This window comes from Methylobacterium sp. A52T (genome assembly GCF_053346095.1).
The window spans coordinates 1-15,568 of the sequence record NZ_JBKFBI010000141.1 but is presented as its reverse complement, the minus strand read 5'-3'; the positions used below and the strand labels follow the sequence as shown (position 1 = coordinate 15,568).

General features: G+C 71.8%; 13 protein-coding genes and 1 rRNA gene. 6 read left to right on the top strand and 8 right to left on the bottom strand.

What is annotated here, in order from left to right; translation table 11 throughout:
• Positions 1–159: 159 nt before the first annotated feature.
• Both ACLBYE_RS25180 and ACLBYE_RS25175 read right to left on the bottom strand, forming a co-directional pair.
• A complete protein-coding gene (locus tag ACLBYE_RS25180) occupies positions 160–522 on the bottom strand; it encodes a hypothetical protein (RefSeq protein WP_447696261.1) in 363 nt (120 codons plus the stop codon).
• A gap of 176 nt (positions 523–698) precedes the next feature.
• A complete protein-coding gene (locus ACLBYE_RS25175; RefSeq protein ID WP_447696260.1) occupies positions 699–1,655 on the bottom strand; it encodes a LysR family transcriptional regulator in 957 nt (318 codons plus the stop codon).
• A 101-nt stretch (positions 1,656–1,756) separates the two neighbouring features.
• Between ACLBYE_RS25175 and ACLBYE_RS25170 the strand changes: the two genes are divergently transcribed.
• The 3 genes from ACLBYE_RS25170 to ACLBYE_RS25160 are packed head-to-tail and all read left to right on the top strand — an operon-like array spanning position 1,757 to position 3,568.
• Positions 1,757–2,377: a YceI family protein gene (locus ACLBYE_RS25170; protein ID WP_020093950.1), complete on the top strand. Its 621-nt coding sequence runs from the start codon at positions 1,757–1,759 to the stop codon at positions 2,375–2,377.
• A 16-nt stretch (positions 2,378–2,393) separates the two neighbouring features.
• Positions 2,394–2,999: a cytochrome b gene (locus tag ACLBYE_RS25165; RefSeq protein ID WP_447696259.1), complete on the top strand. Its 606-nt coding sequence runs from the start codon at positions 2,394–2,396 to the stop codon at positions 2,997–2,999.
• Positions 2,996–3,568, top strand: a complete 573-nt coding sequence (locus ACLBYE_RS25160; RefSeq protein ID WP_447696258.1) for a YceI family protein — start codon at positions 2,996–2,998, stop codon at positions 3,566–3,568. The genes ACLBYE_RS25165 and ACLBYE_RS25160 overlap by 4 nt, the downstream gene beginning before the upstream one ends.
• Positions 3,569–3,770: 202 nt before the next feature.
• Here the strand turns inward: ACLBYE_RS25160 and ACLBYE_RS25155 are convergent, their stop codons facing one another.
• The 3 genes from ACLBYE_RS25155 to ACLBYE_RS25145 form a co-directional block, all read right to left on the bottom strand.
• The gene (locus tag ACLBYE_RS25155; protein ID WP_056533776.1) at positions 3,771–4,349 is read right to left on the bottom strand and encodes a GNAT family N-acetyltransferase; all 579 of its coding nucleotides are present in this window, start codon (positions 4,347–4,349) and stop codon (positions 3,771–3,773) included.
• The gene (locus ACLBYE_RS25150; RefSeq protein ID WP_091979049.1) at positions 4,349–6,694 is read right to left on the bottom strand and encodes an Orn/Lys/Arg family decarboxylase; all 2,346 of its coding nucleotides are present in this window, start codon (positions 6,692–6,694) and stop codon (positions 4,349–4,351) included. Before ACLBYE_RS25150 ends, ACLBYE_RS25155 begins: the two co-directional genes overlap by 1 nt.
• A 298-nt stretch (positions 6,695–6,992) precedes the next feature.
• Positions 6,993–7,973, bottom strand: coding sequence for a hydroxyacid dehydrogenase (locus tag ACLBYE_RS25145; RefSeq protein WP_447696257.1), 981 nt, complete (start codon positions 7,971–7,973; stop codon positions 6,993–6,995).
• 514 nt (positions 7,974–8,487) lie between these two features.
• On the opposite strand from ACLBYE_RS25145, the gene ACLBYE_RS25140 reads away from it, so the two are divergent.
• Both ACLBYE_RS25140 and ACLBYE_RS25135 read left to right on the top strand, forming a co-directional pair.
• Positions 8,488–10,617, top strand: coding sequence for a TonB-dependent receptor (locus ACLBYE_RS25140; protein WP_447696256.1), 2,130 nt, complete (start codon positions 8,488–8,490; stop codon positions 10,615–10,617).
• 153 nt (positions 10,618–10,770) lie between these two features.
• Positions 10,771–11,526 carry a hypothetical protein gene (locus tag ACLBYE_RS25135; protein WP_447696255.1) on the top strand — a complete coding sequence of 252 codons (756 nt, stop codon included), beginning with the start codon at positions 10,771–10,773 and terminating at the stop codon, positions 11,524–11,526.
• A gap of 9 nt (positions 11,527–11,535) precedes the next feature.
• Here ACLBYE_RS25135 and metB read toward each other — a convergent pair whose 3' ends face one another.
• From metB to ACLBYE_RS25120, 3 genes are read right to left on the bottom strand one after another with little or no spacing between them, the layout of a single operon-like run.
• Entirely contained in the window at positions 11,536–12,696 is a 1,161-nt protein-coding gene (metB, locus tag ACLBYE_RS25130) for a cystathionine gamma-synthase (RefSeq protein ID WP_447696254.1), read from the bottom strand.
• Between the two features lie 59 nt (positions 12,697–12,755).
• On the bottom strand, positions 12,756–13,358 hold the full coding sequence (locus ACLBYE_RS25125) for a cytochrome b (RefSeq protein WP_447696253.1): 603 nt from the start codon (positions 13,356–13,358) through the stop codon (positions 12,756–12,758).
• Entirely contained in the window at positions 13,355–14,455 is a 1,101-nt protein-coding gene (locus ACLBYE_RS25120; protein ID WP_447696252.1) for a catalase family peroxidase, read from the bottom strand. Before ACLBYE_RS25120 ends, ACLBYE_RS25125 begins: the two co-directional genes overlap by 4 nt.
• A gap of 818 nt (positions 14,456–15,273) precedes the next feature.
• Here ACLBYE_RS25120 and ACLBYE_RS25115 point away from each other — a divergent pair.
• Positions 15,274–15,568 (top strand): 16S ribosomal RNA (locus ACLBYE_RS25115); the annotation flags it as partial.

Genomic DNA, 15,568 nt, shown 5'->3' with positions numbered 1-15,568 from the left:
GCCGCCCTCGTCCGCACCGCCGAATCCGACCGGCCGACCGTCACCGCCGCGGCGCCGCGGCCCGCGCCGGCGGCCGCCCCGTCGCAGAAGATCGATCCCATCGGCGACATCATCCGCGGTCTCGGATTCGGCCGCGACGGCTGAGGGGCTCCCGGACCCCTACTCGACGTGGAGGGTGAGCTTCATCTTCGGATGAATGCCGCACTGGATGACGAAATCGCCCGGCTCGGCCAGGGTCAACCGCGTCTCGGCGCCGGGCTCCTGAGTGCCGGCATCGAACGAGAACCGGTCCGCCTCGATGAAGGCGTGGTGGGTCAGGCGCGCGTCGCCGTTGCGCAGGGCGATGGTGTCGCCGCGGCGCAGGTACAGGTCGGTCGGCATGTACCGGCCCGCCTTCTGCAGCACGATCCGGGTCGTGGCCGGCAGCGAGGCCCGGGCCGTCCCGAGGCCGATGCCCGTCCCGATCAGCGCCAGGATCCCGGCGAACACGAGGGCGCGCAGGCACCGGCTGCGGAGGGACATGACCGAGATCCAGACGTGACGCGCTGCGGGCCGGACCCTCGGGGCCCTGGCCGTGCGGCCGAGCTTGCCGCCGCGTCGCAGCATGCGCGCGGCCTCTCAACCGGGCGCTACGATATCCGGTAAAAATTTATCGAACTGGACCGCTTTAGAGCGCATATACAGACAAGCAAATCTGTTTATCTGTATTCACCTTCTGATTTCGCGCTGTCGCGGGGACACCCGCGCGAGGCCAGGACCGTCCGGACGTGCTCGCGGAAGACCTGGACGCGGGCCGGCAGCTCGCGCCCGGCCAGGGTGACGGCGCGCAAGGTGCTGCTGCGGGTCGCCCAGGGGCCGAGCACGCGCACGATCTGCCCGGCCTCCACGGCCCGGGCGGCCACGAGGCTCGGGAGGTGGCCGATCCCGGCGCCCGCGAGGGTGAGGCGGAGCGCGGTCGCGAAGTCGCTGACCCGGATCGCCGGGCTCAGCGACAGCGGCTCCGTGCGGCCCTGCCCGTCGGAGAGGGTGAGCCCGGCCGTGCCGATCCGTTCCCGGGCGAGGATCAGGTCGTGGTCGCGCAGGCCCGCGAGGTCGGTCGGGGCCGGGCGGCGCTCCAGGTAGGCGGGGGCGGCGTAGAGGGCGAGCGCCAGGGTCGCGAGGACCATCGCGCGGTAGCCGGTCTCCTCCGCGCCGCCCAGCCGCAGGGCGAGGTCGATCCGATTGGCCGCGAGGTCGAGGCGCGCGTCGGTGTTGAGCATCTCCACGGTGATCTGCGGGTAGGCCGCCCGGAAGCTCGCGACGATCTCCGGCATCACCTCGATCCCGAAATCGATCGAGGTCGTGATCCGCAGGTGCCCGGCCGGCACCGTGCGGGCGTCGCGGGCGGTCTCGGTCGCCTCGTCGAGGAGCGTCAGGCTCTCCTGGGCCTTGGCGTAGAAGGCGAGGCCCTCGGCGGTCGGCGAGACCGCCCGGGAGGTCCGGGCCATCAGCCGGACGCCCAGAGCCCGCTCCAGGCGGGAGATCCGACGGCTGACGCTGCCCTTGGTCTCCTGCAGCGTCGCGGCCGCGGCCGTCACCGTGCCGAGATCCACGACGGCGCAGAAGGCCCGCACGTCGTCGAGCCCGCCCCGGAAGGTTTCCGTTCTCGCAACCATGCGGTTCCGGATAGCAGGCTCAACCGGTGCCGTGAACGGGTCTACACGGCGGCTGCGGCGCAGCGAATCGCGCTCGGCCGTCTGCTCTGCAGGAGACACCCTTGAAGTCGATTCTCGCCTCCGGCCTGCTGGCCCTGCTGGTCGCCGCCCCGGTCGCCACCCCCGCGCTGGCCCAGACCCCGCCGACCCGCGACCCGGCGCAGATCCAGGCCGGCACCTACGCGGTCGATCCCGGCCACACCCAGGTCGGCTGGCGCGTCTCCCACATGGGCTTCTCGAACTACGCCGGCGGCTTCTCGGACGTGTCCGGCACGCTGGAGCTGCAGCCGAAGAACCCGGCCGCCGCCAAGCTCTCGGTGAAGATCCCGGTCGCCTCGGTGACGACCACCAGCGCCAAGCTCACCGACGAGCTCAAGGGCGACCAGTGGCTCGACGCCGCCAAGTTCCCCGACATGACCTTCGTGTCCACCAAGGTCGTGCCGGCCGGCAAGGACCACGCGAAAGTGACGGGCGACCTGACGCTCCACGGCGTGACCAAGCCGGTGACGCTCGACGTCACCCTGGTCGGCGCCGGCGTGAACCCGCTGAGCAAGAAGTACACGGTCGGCTTCGAGGCCACCGGCACGCTCAAGCGCTCCGAGTTCGGGGTGAAGACCTACGTGCCGCTGATCGGCGACGAGTTGCACCTCACCATCGCGGGCGCCTTCGAGAAGCAGGACTGACCCGGGAGGATCCGCCATGGCGCGAGGGGTTTCCGCGCGGCGGTACTCCGCCGTGGCGATCCTGCTGCACTGGGCGAGCGCGCTGGGCGTGCTCGTCCTGATCGGCCTCGGCCTGACCATGACGCACGCGGCCCTGGCACCCCTGCGCCAGTTCCAGCTCTACCAGTGGCACAAGTCGGTCGGGATCACCGTGCTGGCGCTGACGGCCCTGCGGGTCCTCTGGCGCCTGACCCACCGGCCGCCGCCGCACCCGGCCGGGATGCCGGCGCGGGAGCGCCGGGCGGCCGCGGCGGCCCATCACCTGCTGTACCTGCTGCTCGTCGGGCTGCCCCTGACCGGCTGGGCCGTGGTCTCGCTGTCGCCGTTCAACATCCCGACGGTGCTGTACGGGATCGTGCCCTGGCCGCACCTGCCGCTGGCGGCCCTCGTCCCCGACCCGGGCGCCGCCGAGTCCGTCCTGAAGCGGGTCCACGCCCTGGGGGCGTGGTTCCTGGCGGCTTTGCTCGCAATCCACGTGGCGGCGGCCCTGCGCCACCACCTCCTCCTGCGCGACGACGTGCTGCGCCGCATGCTGCCGGGGCGCCGGGCGTCGACTGCCCCCAACGTGGAGCCGACCCGATGAACGCGCGTCACCTCTGCCTGCTGGCGGCGCTCCAGGCCGTCACCCTGCCGGCCGCCGCCGCCGAGTGGGCGGTGGACCCGGCCAGGAGCGCGATCCGGTTCTCCGGCGTGCAGGTCGGCGTGCCCTTCACGGGACGGTTCGAGCGGTTCAAGGCCGACATCGATTTCGACCCCGCCAAGCCCGAGGCGGGGCACGCGCTCGTGCTGGTCGACCTCGCCAGCGCGCGGACCGGGGACGTCCAGCGCGACGAGGCCCTGCCGCAGAAGGACTGGTTCGACGTCAAGGCGGGAAGCGAGGCGCGCTTCGAGGCGACCCGCTTCGTCGACAAGGGGCAGGGCGACTACGCGGCGGTCGGCACGCTGACGATCCGCGGCACGAGCCGGCCCGTGACGCTGCCGTTCCACCTGACCCTCGAGGGCGGCGCGGCGCACGCCGCGGGGCGCGTCGGCCTGGTCCGCACCGAGTTCGGCGTCGGGCAGGGGGCCTGGGCCTCGGGCCAGTGGGTGGCGCTCGAGGTCGGCGTCGAGGTCGACATCGTCGCGGCAGCGCGGCCGGCCTCCGGCCATTGAACGCTCTCGGACAGGGGTGCGGAGCCGCTTCACGGCCAATGCTGTGCTGGATCCCGGGTCGCATTCCGCTGGCGCTGCATGCGCCCGGGAAAGGGCGTCGCGCTTCAGTTCGCACTGCCCCTTTCCCGGACACCTGGAACGCAGTGGAAGGTGATCCGGGATCCAGCACGAAGACAAGCCGCGTGAGCGGCACAACGGCCCGCTACCCCGGCCGGTCCTCCGACCCGGTCCCCAGCGCCCGCTGGACCATGACGCTGTCCGACCAGTGGCCGTACTTGAAGCCCACCGCCCGCAGGTAGCCGACCCGCTCGAACCCGCAGGCCTCGTGGAGGCGCAGGGAGGCCGCGTTCTCGGCGTCGATGTAGCCGATCATCTGGCGGTAGCCGCCCGCCGCGCAGGCCTCGATCAGGGCCGGCAGCAGCCGCCGGCCGATCCCCGCGTGCAGGTGGTCGGGATGCACGTAGATCGAGTGCTTGAGGGTGTAGCGGTAGGCGGGCCGCTTCCGGAACGGCACCGCGTAGGCGTAGCCCGCCACCGCGCCGTCGCGGTCCGCCACGAGGTGCGGCAGGCGCTTCTTGCGCATCGTCTTGCGCCGCCGCTTCAGGTCGTCGGGGAGCAGCCGGTCCTCCTCGGCGACGCCGACATCGCCGACGCCCCGGCTGATGTGGTGCTCGTAGATCGCCACCATGGCCTCGACATCGGCGTCCGAGGACGGGCGGATGACGATGTCGGGGCAGGACCGGGCCGGGACCGGGCCGGGCGTCTCGACCTCGATCTCCATCAGGCCCCCTCCCGCGCCACGTAGGTGTGGAAGCGGATCCGCCCGTCCGGGTCGACCTCGCGGTAGACGCCCTGGATCTCGGCCTCGAAGCCCGGGAACAGGTTGGCGGACGCCTCGAACATCTTGAAATAGTCGAGCATGGGCTTGGCCCGGTCGTCCAGGCGCTCGCCCGGCAGCACCGTGCCGATGCCCGGCGGGTAGACCAGCATCAGCGTGGTAGCGATCCGCCCCTCGGCCTCGGCGATCGGCACGTAGTCGACCTTGTTGCGGGTCAGCAGCTGGGCGGCGCGCTTGGGCGGCATCACCATCTCGGGCAGGTGCTCGGGGGCGAATTGCCGCCGCTGCAGCGTCGAGGTGCCGGCCTCCCGGTGGAAGGCGTGGAACTCGCCGCAGAGGTCGCGCAGGCGCACGCCCCGGTAGCGGTTCGGCCGGCGGTTGACGAATTCCGGCATGGCCTCCTCCAGCGGGACGTTGTCGTCGTGGAGCCGCTTGAAGGCGACGAGGCCCGAGATCAGCGTGCCGGCCTTGGAGGATTCCACCCCCGGGGTCAGCAGGAAGAGCAGCGAGTTCAGGTCGTTCTTCTCGGCGACGATCCGGTTCTCACGCAGGTATTGCGCCACGATCGGCGCCGGCACGCCGTGCTGGGCGTAGGCCCCCGTGTGCCGGTCGAAGCCGGGGGTCAGCACGGTGAGCTTGTTCGGGTCGGTGATCGCGTAGCCCGGCGCCACGTGGGTGAAGCCGTGCCAGCGCGCGCCCGGCTTCAGCTCCCAGTGGCGCGGCGTGGCGGCGAGCTCGTCGGTCGGCACGCTCTCCCACGGCACCTCGGCGCCGTCGGCGTTCACCGTCACGTCCGGCACGAAGGGGTCGAAGAACCAGCGCCGCGCGGGATCGCGCTCGTTCTCCTCGAACTCGCGCCGGATCGCCCGGACCTTCTTGCGCCACTCGATCCCGAGCCGGATCGTGTCGTCCCACAGGATCATGCCCGAGCGCCCCTTCATCATCTGGGCGCCGACGTCGAGGGAGGCGAAGAGCGGGTAGAAGGGCGAGGTCGAGGCGTGGACGAGGAAGCTCTCGTTGAGCCGCTTGTGCTCGACCCGCCGGGTCTGGCCGCGGATGTGGCCGTCGCGGGTGTGGATCTGCGAGGCCTGGGAGAAGCTCGCGAGCTGCTTGTGGGTCGACTGCGTGGCGACGATGCCGGGCGAGGTCTCGTCGAGGCCGGTCAGCCCCATGGCGAAGCGGCGCGCGTAGAGCGGGTGGAACTTCATGAAGCCCGCCCAGGCCTCGTCGAACAGGATGTAGTCGCAGAGGTGGCCGATCTTCTCCAGGATCTCCTGGGCGTCGTAGATCGTGCCGTCGTAGGTGCACTGCTCGATCACCGCGACGCGGAACGGCCGCTCCCGGCGCCACGCCTCGGGGTCGGTCACCAGCGGGTTGCGGCGGATCTTCTCCCGGATCCGGGTCTCGTCCAGGGCCTCGTGGAAGATCGGCCCGATCAGGCCGTAGGCGTTGCGGTCCGTCTCCAGGAAGATCGGGATGCCGCCGCCCAGGAACAGGGCGCCGTGGTGGGCCGCCTTGTGGTTGTTGCGGTCGAACAGGACGAGGTCGTCCTCCGCCACCAGGGAGGACAGGACGATCTTGTTGGAAGCCGAGGTGCCGTTGAGGACGAAGTAGGTCTTCTCCGCCCCGAAGATCTTGGCGGCCTCCTTCTGGGCCTTCAGCGCCGGGCCCTCGTGGGTCAGCAGGTCGCCGAGATCGAGGACCGAGTTGTCGAGGTCGTCGCGGAAGATCGCCTCGCCGAGGTGCTCCACGAAGATCCGGCCGATCGGCGACCGGTTGTAGAAGATGCCGCCGTTGTGGCCCGGGCAGGTCCAGAGCTGGTTGCCCTTCTCGGCGTAGTCGACGAGCGCGCCGAAGAACGGGGTCTTGAGGGTCTCGGCGTACTGCGTGACCCGGCTGACGAGGCCGCGGGCGATGAATTCCGGCGTCTCCTCGGCGAGGAAGATGTAGCCGTCGATGAAGTCGAGGAGCTCGACCGGGATGTCCTCCAGCCGCTTGCGGCGGACCATGATGACGATCGGCATCTCCAGGCCGCGCCGGCGCATCATGTCGATGAGGGCGGCGGCCTTGCCGTCGAGGCCGCGCTTGCCCCAGTCGACCACGAGGCAGCCGACCGCGGCGTCGGTCTGGACCGCGATGGCCGCGTCCTCGACGCGCCGGGCGCGCACCACCTCGAAGCCGCGCTGCTCCACGGCCGCCACGATCTGGTTGACGCGCGCGCCCTCGAGATCGTCCGGGTCGAAGGCCGGGGCGCACATCAGGACCGTGAAGCGACGGTGGAAGTCCATGGAGCCCTCTCTGGCCTCGGATGCAGCGGGTGGCTTTCCGGCCCGTCTGCGACGATTGCATGACACGGCGCGCGGCGGGCGGTCGCGGTCCGGACGAAACACCGTGAACCGGGCCGGCCACGACCGCCGCGCCGTCAGGATCGGCCGCGGGTCCCCTCTCCCGTGCGGGAGAGGGACAGGGCGAGGGGTGAGACCTCACCGGACGAGGCTTCCGCCTGGAATCGCGTCGATCGGGTGCCTGATCCCGAAGCCTCTCGTCCCTCACCCCAACCCTCTCCCGCACGGGAGAGGGGGACCATCACACCCCGCGCCGCCGCTCCCAGACGTCCGGGTTGACCAGCCCGCCCGGCCGCCGGCCGGCGAGGGCGTCGACCACGCGGGCCGCGGCGGTCTCGGCGGTGCGGATCAGGGCCGCCCCGGTGGAGCCGCCGACATGGGGCGTCAGGATCGCCCGGGGCTGGCGGGCCAGCGGGTGGTCGACCGGCAGCGGCTCCCGGGAGAAGACGTCGAGCCCGGCGCCCGCGATCGTGCCGGCCTCCAGCGCCTCCACCAGGGCCGCCTCGTCGATCAGGCCGCCGCGGCTGGTGTTGATCAGGAAGGCGTCCCGCTTCATCCGCGCGAGCTGGTCCCGGCCGATCAGGCCGCGGGTGCCCGGGGTCAGCGGCACGTGCAGGGAGACGATGTCGGATTCCGCCAGGAGCGCGTCGACCGAGGCGGCCCGCAGGGCGCCGGCATTGGCGAAGTCGGCGTCCGGGCGGCTCGGGCCGTAGGCCAGCACCCGCAGGCCCAGGGCGGCGGCGAGCCGGGCGGTCGCCTGCCCGATCGCCCCGAAGCCGACGAGGCCCAGCGTCAGGCCGGCGAGCTCGACCAGCCGGGCGGTGAACTTGAAGCTGTCGTCGCCGGCCCGGACCGAGCGGTCGGCCTCCGGCAGGGCCTTGGCCAGGGCGAAGATCAGCGCCAGCGTCTGCTCGGCCACCGAGACGGCGTTGGCGCCGGGCGTGTTGACCACCGCGATCCCGGCCGCGGTCGCCTCGGCGGTGGCGACGTGGTCGGTGCCGGTGCCGTGGACCCCGATCACCCGCAGGGCCGGCGCCGCCGCGATGGCGCGGGCCGGGAAGCCGGTGTTGCGGGTGATGACGGCGACGCAGTCGGCGACCTCGCGCGCTAGCGTCTCGGGATCGGTCCCACTCGCCGGGCGCGGCTCCAGCCCGGCCGCGCGCAACCGGTCGAGGCCCGCCGCGTGGATCGGCTGGACGATGAGGCACGGACCGGTGATCACGGGGGAAAACCTCTGCACTAGAGGAGGGGTGACAGGCACGTTTCGCGCCGGGCCCGTCTAGGCGGGGTGGGCAACCCTGGCAACCGGGCGCCCCGGTCTCCGCCGCGGCGCACCGATCGGACCCGCACGATCCACACCCGATCGCGGCCGGGTCGAGCCCCGCGCGCCCCGCCCGGCCCGACGATCCCGGCCCCGCGCCTCCGCCGAGATCCGGCCCGGCCTTCCGCGAAAGCGTCGGCTCGACCGTGCGGTGATGGTCGAGGCACTGATAAAGATGTCGTTCGGCGAATAAGGTCAGTATAGAACGTGCTCAATACCGAGCCAAAATATCCGTCCCGCCTGGATCGGATAGAATTGTAATTACTCCAGATGTATTTTTGACACATGTAGAGATATTTGCTGCCTTGCTCCGTGATTCGGAGCCTTCGTCACGACAATGCGGTCCCACGACTTCTCAGTACCCGTTTCCGCGCGGAACCGGCGCCGGCGGCGCGCGGCCCGGCCGATTCTCCCGATGGCCGTCCTGCTGGGCTTCGTCGGGCCCGGGCTGCACGCCGCCCGCGCGGAGGAGGCCGGGGCCGGCCGGGACGTCCAGCTCGACGAGCTCTCGGTCGAGGGCGCGGCCGCGCCGCGCGGCCCGGTCCCGGCCTATGCCGGCGGTCAGGTGGCGCGGGGCGGGCGCCTCGGCCTTCTGGGCGATACCGAGACCCAGAAGGCGCCCTTCAGCATCGCCAGCTACACCGACACGCTCATCCGGGACCGGCAGGCGCGGACGGTGTCCGAGACCCTGGTCCTCGACCCGTCGGTGCGCGCCACGCAGACCACGGGGGCGCCGTTCGACTCCTTCTCCATCCGGGGCTTCCCGTCCAACGAGAACACCAGCGGCGAGGTCGCCTTCGACGGTCTCTACGGCATCGCCCCGAGCTTCCGCATCTTCACCGACTACGTGGAGCGCATCGAGGTCCTGAAGGGGCCGTCCGCTGCCCTCACGGGGGTGTCCCCGAACGGCGCGGTCGGCGGCGTGGTCAACATCGTCCCCAAGCGCGCCGGCGCGGACCTGACTCGCGTCACACTGGATTACGGCTCCTCCGCCTGGGGCGGCAGCCAGGTCGACGTCGCCCGCCGCTGGGGGCCGGGCCGGGAATGGGGTGCCCGCATCGTCGGCAGCCTGCACGGCGGCGCCACGCCCTTCGACCGCCAGACCGAGACGACCGGCGTCGGGGCCCTGGCCCTCGACTACCAGGGTGACCGGTTCCGCGCGTGGCTCTACCTGCTGGCGCAGACCGACCGCTTCAACGCGCCGCTGCGCCCGTTCCTGCTGCGGGCCGGCGTGCCCGTGCCGCGGGCGCCCGACGGCCGCCTGAACCTGACTCAGCCCTGGGAATACTCGGACGTCGACGATCGCGGCGGCCTGCTGCGCACCGAGTACGACCTGACCGATCAGGTCACGCTGTTCGCGGATGTCGGCGGCGGGCAGACCGGCGTGGAGCGCTACTTCCAGTCGGCGCCGACGATCCTCAACGGCCGCGGCGACACGACCAGCACGCCGCAATTCTACGCGCTGGGCGTCGACCGGCTCACCTACGACGGCGGCGTCCGGGCCCGGTTCGAGACCGGCGTCATCCGCCACGCCCTGACGGTGCAGGGCTCCGTGTACGACGAGGCGACGGCACGGCGGTTCTCGCCCGGCCGGGGCGCCTACCTGTCGAACCTCTACGCGCCGGCCCTCGTCCCGTACATCGCGCCGATCTACGGCGTCGGCCGGCCCCGCCTGTCCGACAGCACACTGTCGGGGATCGCGGTGGCCGACACGCTGTCGGCCCTCGACGAGCGCGTCCTGCTGACCCTGGGCGTGCGCCGCCAGCGCGTGGAGGCGCACAACTACGTGTCGAATGTCGGCACGCTGGCCTCGTCCTACGACAAGAGCGCCACGACCCCGATGGTCGGCCTCGTGGTGCGGCCCTGGGACTCGGTCTCGCTCTACGGCAACTATATCGAGGGCCTGAGCCGCGGCGACGTGGCCCCGGCGGTGGCGACCAATTCCGGCACGATCCTGGAGCCCTACGTGGCCCGACAGGTCGAGGCGGGCGTGAAGCTCGATCTCGGCCGGTTCGGCGCCACGCTCGGTGCCTTCCAAATCACGAAGCCCGCGGGCGAACTCGGCCCGCAGGGGCGCTTCGCGGCGACCGCCGAGCAGCGCGTCGGCGGGCTCGAGCTGAGCCTGTTCGGCGAGATCACCCCGCAGGTGCGGGTGGTCGGCGGCGTGACCCTGCTGGACGGACGCCTCGTCAGGACGGCGCTCGCCGCCAATCGCGGGAACCGGCCGATCGGCGTGCCGGAGGTCCAGGCGAGCCTGGGGGCCGAGTGGGACCTGCCCGGCTTGCCCGGCCTGACGCTCAACGGCGCGGTCATCTATACCGGGCGGCAGTTCGTCGACCTCGCGAACACCCAGGCCCTGCCGGACTGGGCCCGCCTCGACCTCGGCCTGCGCTACACGACGCGCGTCGCCGAGCGGCCGACGACCTTCCGGGCCAGCGTCCTCAACGTGACCGACACGCGGTACTGGACCGGGGTTGCCTCGTTCGGCACCTTCTTCCAGGGTGCGCCGCGCACCTACCTCCTGTCGATGGCGGTGGATCTCTGAGCCGGACCGGCGCGGCCGCGCCGGGCCTGTCGAGCAGCGCGATGTTTCACGGGAAACATTTTCTTAACCCTGAGCGGCGACCGCGCGGGACCGGCAAGCTGTTGCACCGGCGCCGTCGCGGCGCCGCGCCGGCCGGGTTACCACCGGTTTGGCATGACGACATCGAGCTGGCGCACCCTCCGCAACGTGCAGGCCCGGAAACGGCTGGAGAAGGCCCTGCCGGCGATCTTCCCGGCACCGGTCCTGCAGCACGCCCTCGCGCGGCCCCTGATCCCGCCGACGCCGCGGCTCGCCGTCGAGAGCTACTGGCGCAACCACATCCTCCGGGCCGACCGGCTCGCCCGGGCGCTGGCGGCCCGCTCCGGCACGCCGGAGGGCTGGGCCTGGCAGATCGGCGCCGAGGGGCGGGCCGGGAGCTTCCGCACGCCGCCCGCGCCGTTCCGCGATCCGGCCTTCGCCCGCGGCCGCGGTGCCTGCTGCATCTGCGGCCAGCCGGTCTACCGGTTCGGCTGGCACCGGGATCTCTGGGCCCGCGGCGCGCCCAACACCAATGCCGGCTGGCACGCGGCCTGTGTCGCGGCGTGGAAGTTCTGGATCGCGCCGCACGCCCAGGTCCGGGCGCTCAAGCTCCGCCAGCGCCACCGCTGCACCACCACCGGCAAGCGCCTGCTGAGGACCGCCGAGGTCGACCACCTGCTGCCGCTCTACCGGGTCTGGCGCGAGCACCGCGACGCCCCCTGGCCGGAGCTCCTCGGCTACTGGGGCGCGCCGAACCTGCAGGTGGTCAACCGCGCCGCCCATCTCGACAAGTGCCGCGACGAGGCGGCCGAGCGCTCCCGGACCGTGCAGCGCGCCCGTTTCCGGGTGGTCGAGGACGAGTCCGGGTTCAGCGTGGTCGAGGAGGAGTGACCGGCCGGCTCAGCCGTCCAGGGCCTTGAAGGCCCGCGACAGGTCGGCGAGCAGGTCGGTCTCCGCCTCCAGGCCGACCGACAGGCGCAGCAGCCCGTCGGTGATGCCCGCGATGGCCCGCGCCTCCGGGTCCATGGCCGCGTGTGTCATGGTCGGCGGATGGGCGATCAGGCTCTCGACGCCGCCGAGCGACTCGGCCAGCGTGAACACCCGCAGGGCCTCCACGAAGGTCCTCACCGCGTCGCGGCCGCCGGCCAGCTCGAAGCTCAGCATCGCCCCGAAGCCCGCCTGCTGGGCCTTGGCCAGGGCGTGCCCCGGATGCGTCGGCAGGCCCGGATAGTGGACCCGCGCCACCGCCGGATGGGCGTCGAGGAAGGCCGCCAGGGCCGCGGCGTTGCGCTGCTGCTGCTCCACCCGGACGAACAGGGTGCGCAGGCCCCGGAGCGTCAGGTAGGCGTCGAGGGGCGAGCCGGTGACGCCGATCGTGTTCGCCCAGGCGGCGAGATCCTCGCCCATCGCCTTGTCGGCGGCGATCACGGCCCCGCCGATCACGTCGGAATGGCCGTTCAGGAACTTGGTGGTGGAGTGGACGACGAGATCCGCCCCGAGGCCGATCGGCTGCTGCAGGGCGGGCGACAGGAAGGTGTTGTCCACCACCGCCAGCGCGCCGGCCGCCTTCGCGTCCGCGGTGATCCGCCGGACATCGACCACGCGCATCAGCGGGTTGCTCGGCGTCTCGATCAGCACGACCTTCGGACCCTGGGCCAGGGCCGCCGCCAGCGCGTTCGGGTCGGTCTGGTCGACGAAGGCGACGCGGTAATGGCCCCGCTCCGCGCGGAAGCTGAGCAGGCGGTGGGTCCCGCCGTAGCAATCGTGCGGCGCGACCAGGAGATCGCCGGGCCGCAGGCTCGACAGGGCGAGGTCGAGGGCCGCCATTCCGCTCGCCACCAGGACGGCGCGGGCGCCGCCCTCGAGCTTGGCGATCGTGTCGGCCAGCGCGTCCCGGGTGGGGTTGCCCAGGCGCGAGTAATCGTAGGGGCCGGGCTGCTCGAAGGCCGGGAACTTGAAGGTCGTCGACAGGTGGATCGGCGCGATCACCGCGCCGAAGGCCGCGTCCTGGGCCACGCCGTTGGCCGCCGCGACGGTACGCGCCGCTAATCCCTCTGACATCGCCTCGTCCTCCACGCAGAGATCGCCCGCCCCGTCCGACCGGGTCGGGCGTGCGTTCTTTATGGAGAACGGATCAGACTTTCAAGAGAACGACTGCGCCGTTTCGGGGGCGCGGCCGTCCCGGACGGCCTCGACCGCCAGGGCGCCATGCTGGCGAAGACCCCGTCCCGGCGGATCAGCGCGTGCAGCAGCGCCGCCGCCAGATGCGCGAGGATCAGGCCGAACAGCCCGTAGGCCAGCGCGGTGTGGAGCCACCGAAGGGCCGCGTACAGCATCGGGTCCCGCGGCAGGATCGGCGGCAGGACCACCGAGCCGGCGAGGATGACGGGATAGCGCGCCGCCGACAGCATCGCCCAGCCGATGAGCGGCATGGCCAGCATGAGGCCGTAGAGCAGGATGTGCGAGCCGTGGGCGGCGCGCTTCTGCCAGCCCGGAAGATCGGCCGGCAGGGGCGGCGGCGCGTGGCGCCAGCGATAGGCGAGGCGGAGCCCGGCGAGGACCAGGATCAGGATCCCGAGCGGCCGGTGCAGGGCCACGAGGGCGCCGTACTCGGTGAGCGACGCCACCATGGCGACGCCGATCAGCAGCATGGCCAGGATCAGCGCCGCCATGGTCCAGTGGAGCAGGCGCGCGGGCCGGTCGAAGCGGTCGGACTCGGTCACAGGGCGCCTCCGTGGATCGCGGCGCCGGTGACGGCGCTCGGGGTCTTGGCCTCGCCGGACCGGCGGGTGGCGGATCGCGCGTAGGCCGCCGACCGGGCGCTCAGCAGCGGGTCGTCGCTCGGCGCGATGCCGTCCGGCAGCACCAGCGGATCGAAATTGATGTCGCGGCAGGTGGCGGCGGCCTCCGGCGTCGCCGTCGTGAGCGTCAGGGTGCCGACATCCACCGTCTCGCGGTCGGCCGGCCAGGGCCGCGTCGCGTCGGCGGTCGGGTCGCCGGCCTGGCCGAGCGTGACGATCAGGTGCCAGTGCCGCGGGCCCTGGGCCAGCTGCGCGGCGAGCGCGTCGAACAGGGCGTTCGTGTCGCCCGGCGCGGCCTCGGCCGCCGGCGCCGGCTCGGGGACCATGGCCCAGCGCACCGGCCGGGCGACGCCGTCCGCGGCGACGAACCGGAAGGCGTTCAGGCTCCAGTAGGTGCTGTCGGCGAAGCCCGCGGTCACCGTCCGGGCCTTGATCAGCGCGGCGGCCTTCGCGCTCTCCGGATGGTCCGCGAAGAAGGCCTTCAGGCGCTCCGGATCCGGCTTGCCGGTGGTCGGATCGGGCTCGGTCGCGAGGAGCTGCGCGTAGAAGGCCTCGGGTGTGCGCACCGGAAAGACCGGGATGTTGTTCATGCCGGTGCGCCACTCCGCGCCGTCCGGCAGCCGGAAGCGCAGGGCGAGGCTGCGGACGGTGGCGGCGGCGTCGGCCGCGTAGGGCTGGCCGCCGGCCAGCGCCACCCGCCCTTCGACCGGCGTCACGCGTCCGGCCGCGAACAGGCCCGCCTTCGAGAGGCGCGCGCCCGCGCCGCTGCCCGTGAAGCGGCCCGCCACGCACATCCCCTTGGCGTGGTTGCGCCGGAAGCCGGGATGCGGCCCGTTCACCTGCTCGAACCGGTCGATGATCCGGGCCGGCGTGAGCTGGCCGGGCGAGAGCCAGCCGCCGGCATACGCGAAGGTGCCGGCGGTCCCGGCCAGCACCGCGCCGATGGCGGACAGGCGCAGGAGCAAGGCGGTCCCGGTCATGCCGGGGGACGCGCCCGTGAGGTCGTGCAGCAGTGTCATCGAGTCCCTCAGGATCAAGGCGATGACGCCACTTCGCGCGCCCGCCGCGGCGGTTTCAGGCGGTGCGGGTCCCGCGCAGCGCCGGGCGGAGCATCCGCGTCGACCGGTGAGGGGAGGAGCCGGCGAGCGAGCCGTGCGTCCCGGTCGGGGCCGCCCCGCGCTCGGCCCCTTGCGCAACGCGGTTCGGGCCCTTAGATCCGCCTCACCGGTCACGACGGCACGCCGTCCGCCGGAACTTCCTCCAGCATTACCGGCCAGCATCGATCCTTCGGGATCGCGACGCTGTCGGGCGCGAGCGCAGGCTCGACCCGGGCCCGGTGCGCGAGGGAGCATCCATCGTCCAGCGCCGCACCGAAGGGCCTCCGGGCCGTTCCGCGTCGCGCTCTGTCGACGGAGGCACCGAGATCCGGTTCGGCCGGTTCGGTTCCGTCGCCGGGGAAAAGGGTGGTTGACACGGAAGTCCGGGGCAGCCTATACGGCGCCTCCCGACGCGGTCCGGAAGAAAAACGGGGCGGGTCGGACGGACTTCCCGAGGTTTAGAAAAGTAGATCTGGCGAAAGCTGAGGTACTTGACTTCTCCTCATTCGGTAATTACGAGAGTGATTACTGATCTTTGATAAGTTGGATTGAGGAAGGGAGACGCGGGCGGCGTTTGTCCTTGCGGCCGGGCCTTATGGTCTGGCGTGAGTAGACTTGTGCCGATCTGTTGTTCTTCTTTCTGAGCTCACCGACGGGTATCTGGCGCTGTGAAGCGTTTGATGCTTGGTCGATGTGAGGCTCCGTCTGAGAATACACGTGATCGGCCGGATCTTTCTCTTCAACGTGAGAGTTTGATCCTGGCTCAGAGCGAACGCTGGCGGCAGGCTTAACACATGCAAGTCGAGCGGGCCCTTCGGGGTCAGCGGCGGACGGGTGAGTAACGCGTGGGAACGTGCCTTCTGGTTCGGAATAACCCTGGGAAACTAGGGCTAATACCGGATACGCCCTTTTGGGGAAAGGTTTACTGCCGGAAGATCGGCCCGCGTCTGATTAGCTTGTTGGTGGGGTAACGGCCTACCAAGGCGACGATCAGTAGCTGGTCTGAGAGGATGATCAGCCACACTGGGACTGAGA

What these genes read in the sequence shown, in the direction of transcription:
- ACLBYE_RS25180 (WP_447696261.1), bottom strand. Translation starts at nt 522, where the DNA reads ATGTCCCTCCGCAGCCGGTGCCTGCGCGCCCTCGTGTTCGCCGGGATC.
- ACLBYE_RS25175 (WP_447696260.1), bottom strand. Translation starts at nt 1,655, where the DNA reads ATGGTTGCGAGAACGGAAACCTTCCGGGGCGGGCTCGACGACGTGCGG.
- ACLBYE_RS25165 (WP_447696259.1), top strand. Translation starts at nt 2,394, where the DNA reads ATGGCGCGAGGGGTTTCCGCGCGGCGGTACTCCGCCGTGGCGATCCTG.
- ACLBYE_RS25160 (WP_447696258.1), top strand. Translation starts at nt 2,996, where the DNA reads ATGAACGCGCGTCACCTCTGCCTGCTGGCGGCGCTCCAGGCCGTCACC.
- ACLBYE_RS25155 (WP_056533776.1), bottom strand. Translation starts at nt 4,349, where the DNA reads ATGGAGATCGAGGTCGAGACGCCCGGCCCGGTCCCGGCCCGGTCCTGC.
- ACLBYE_RS25150 (WP_091979049.1), bottom strand. Translation starts at nt 6,694, where the DNA reads ATGGACTTCCACCGTCGCTTCACGGTCCTGATGTGCGCCCCGGCCTTC.
- ACLBYE_RS25140 (WP_447696256.1), top strand. Translation starts at nt 8,488, where the DNA reads ATGGCCGTCCTGCTGGGCTTCGTCGGGCCCGGGCTGCACGCCGCCCGC.
- ACLBYE_RS25135 (WP_447696255.1), top strand. Translation starts at nt 10,771, where the DNA reads ATGACGACATCGAGCTGGCGCACCCTCCGCAACGTGCAGGCCCGGAAA.
- metB (WP_447696254.1), bottom strand. Translation starts at nt 12,696, where the DNA reads ATGTCAGAGGGATTAGCGGCGCGTACCGTCGCGGCGGCCAACGGCGTG.
- ACLBYE_RS25120 (WP_447696252.1), bottom strand. Translation starts at nt 14,455, where the DNA reads ATGACACTGCTGCACGACCTCACGGGCGCGTCCCCCGGCATGACCGGG.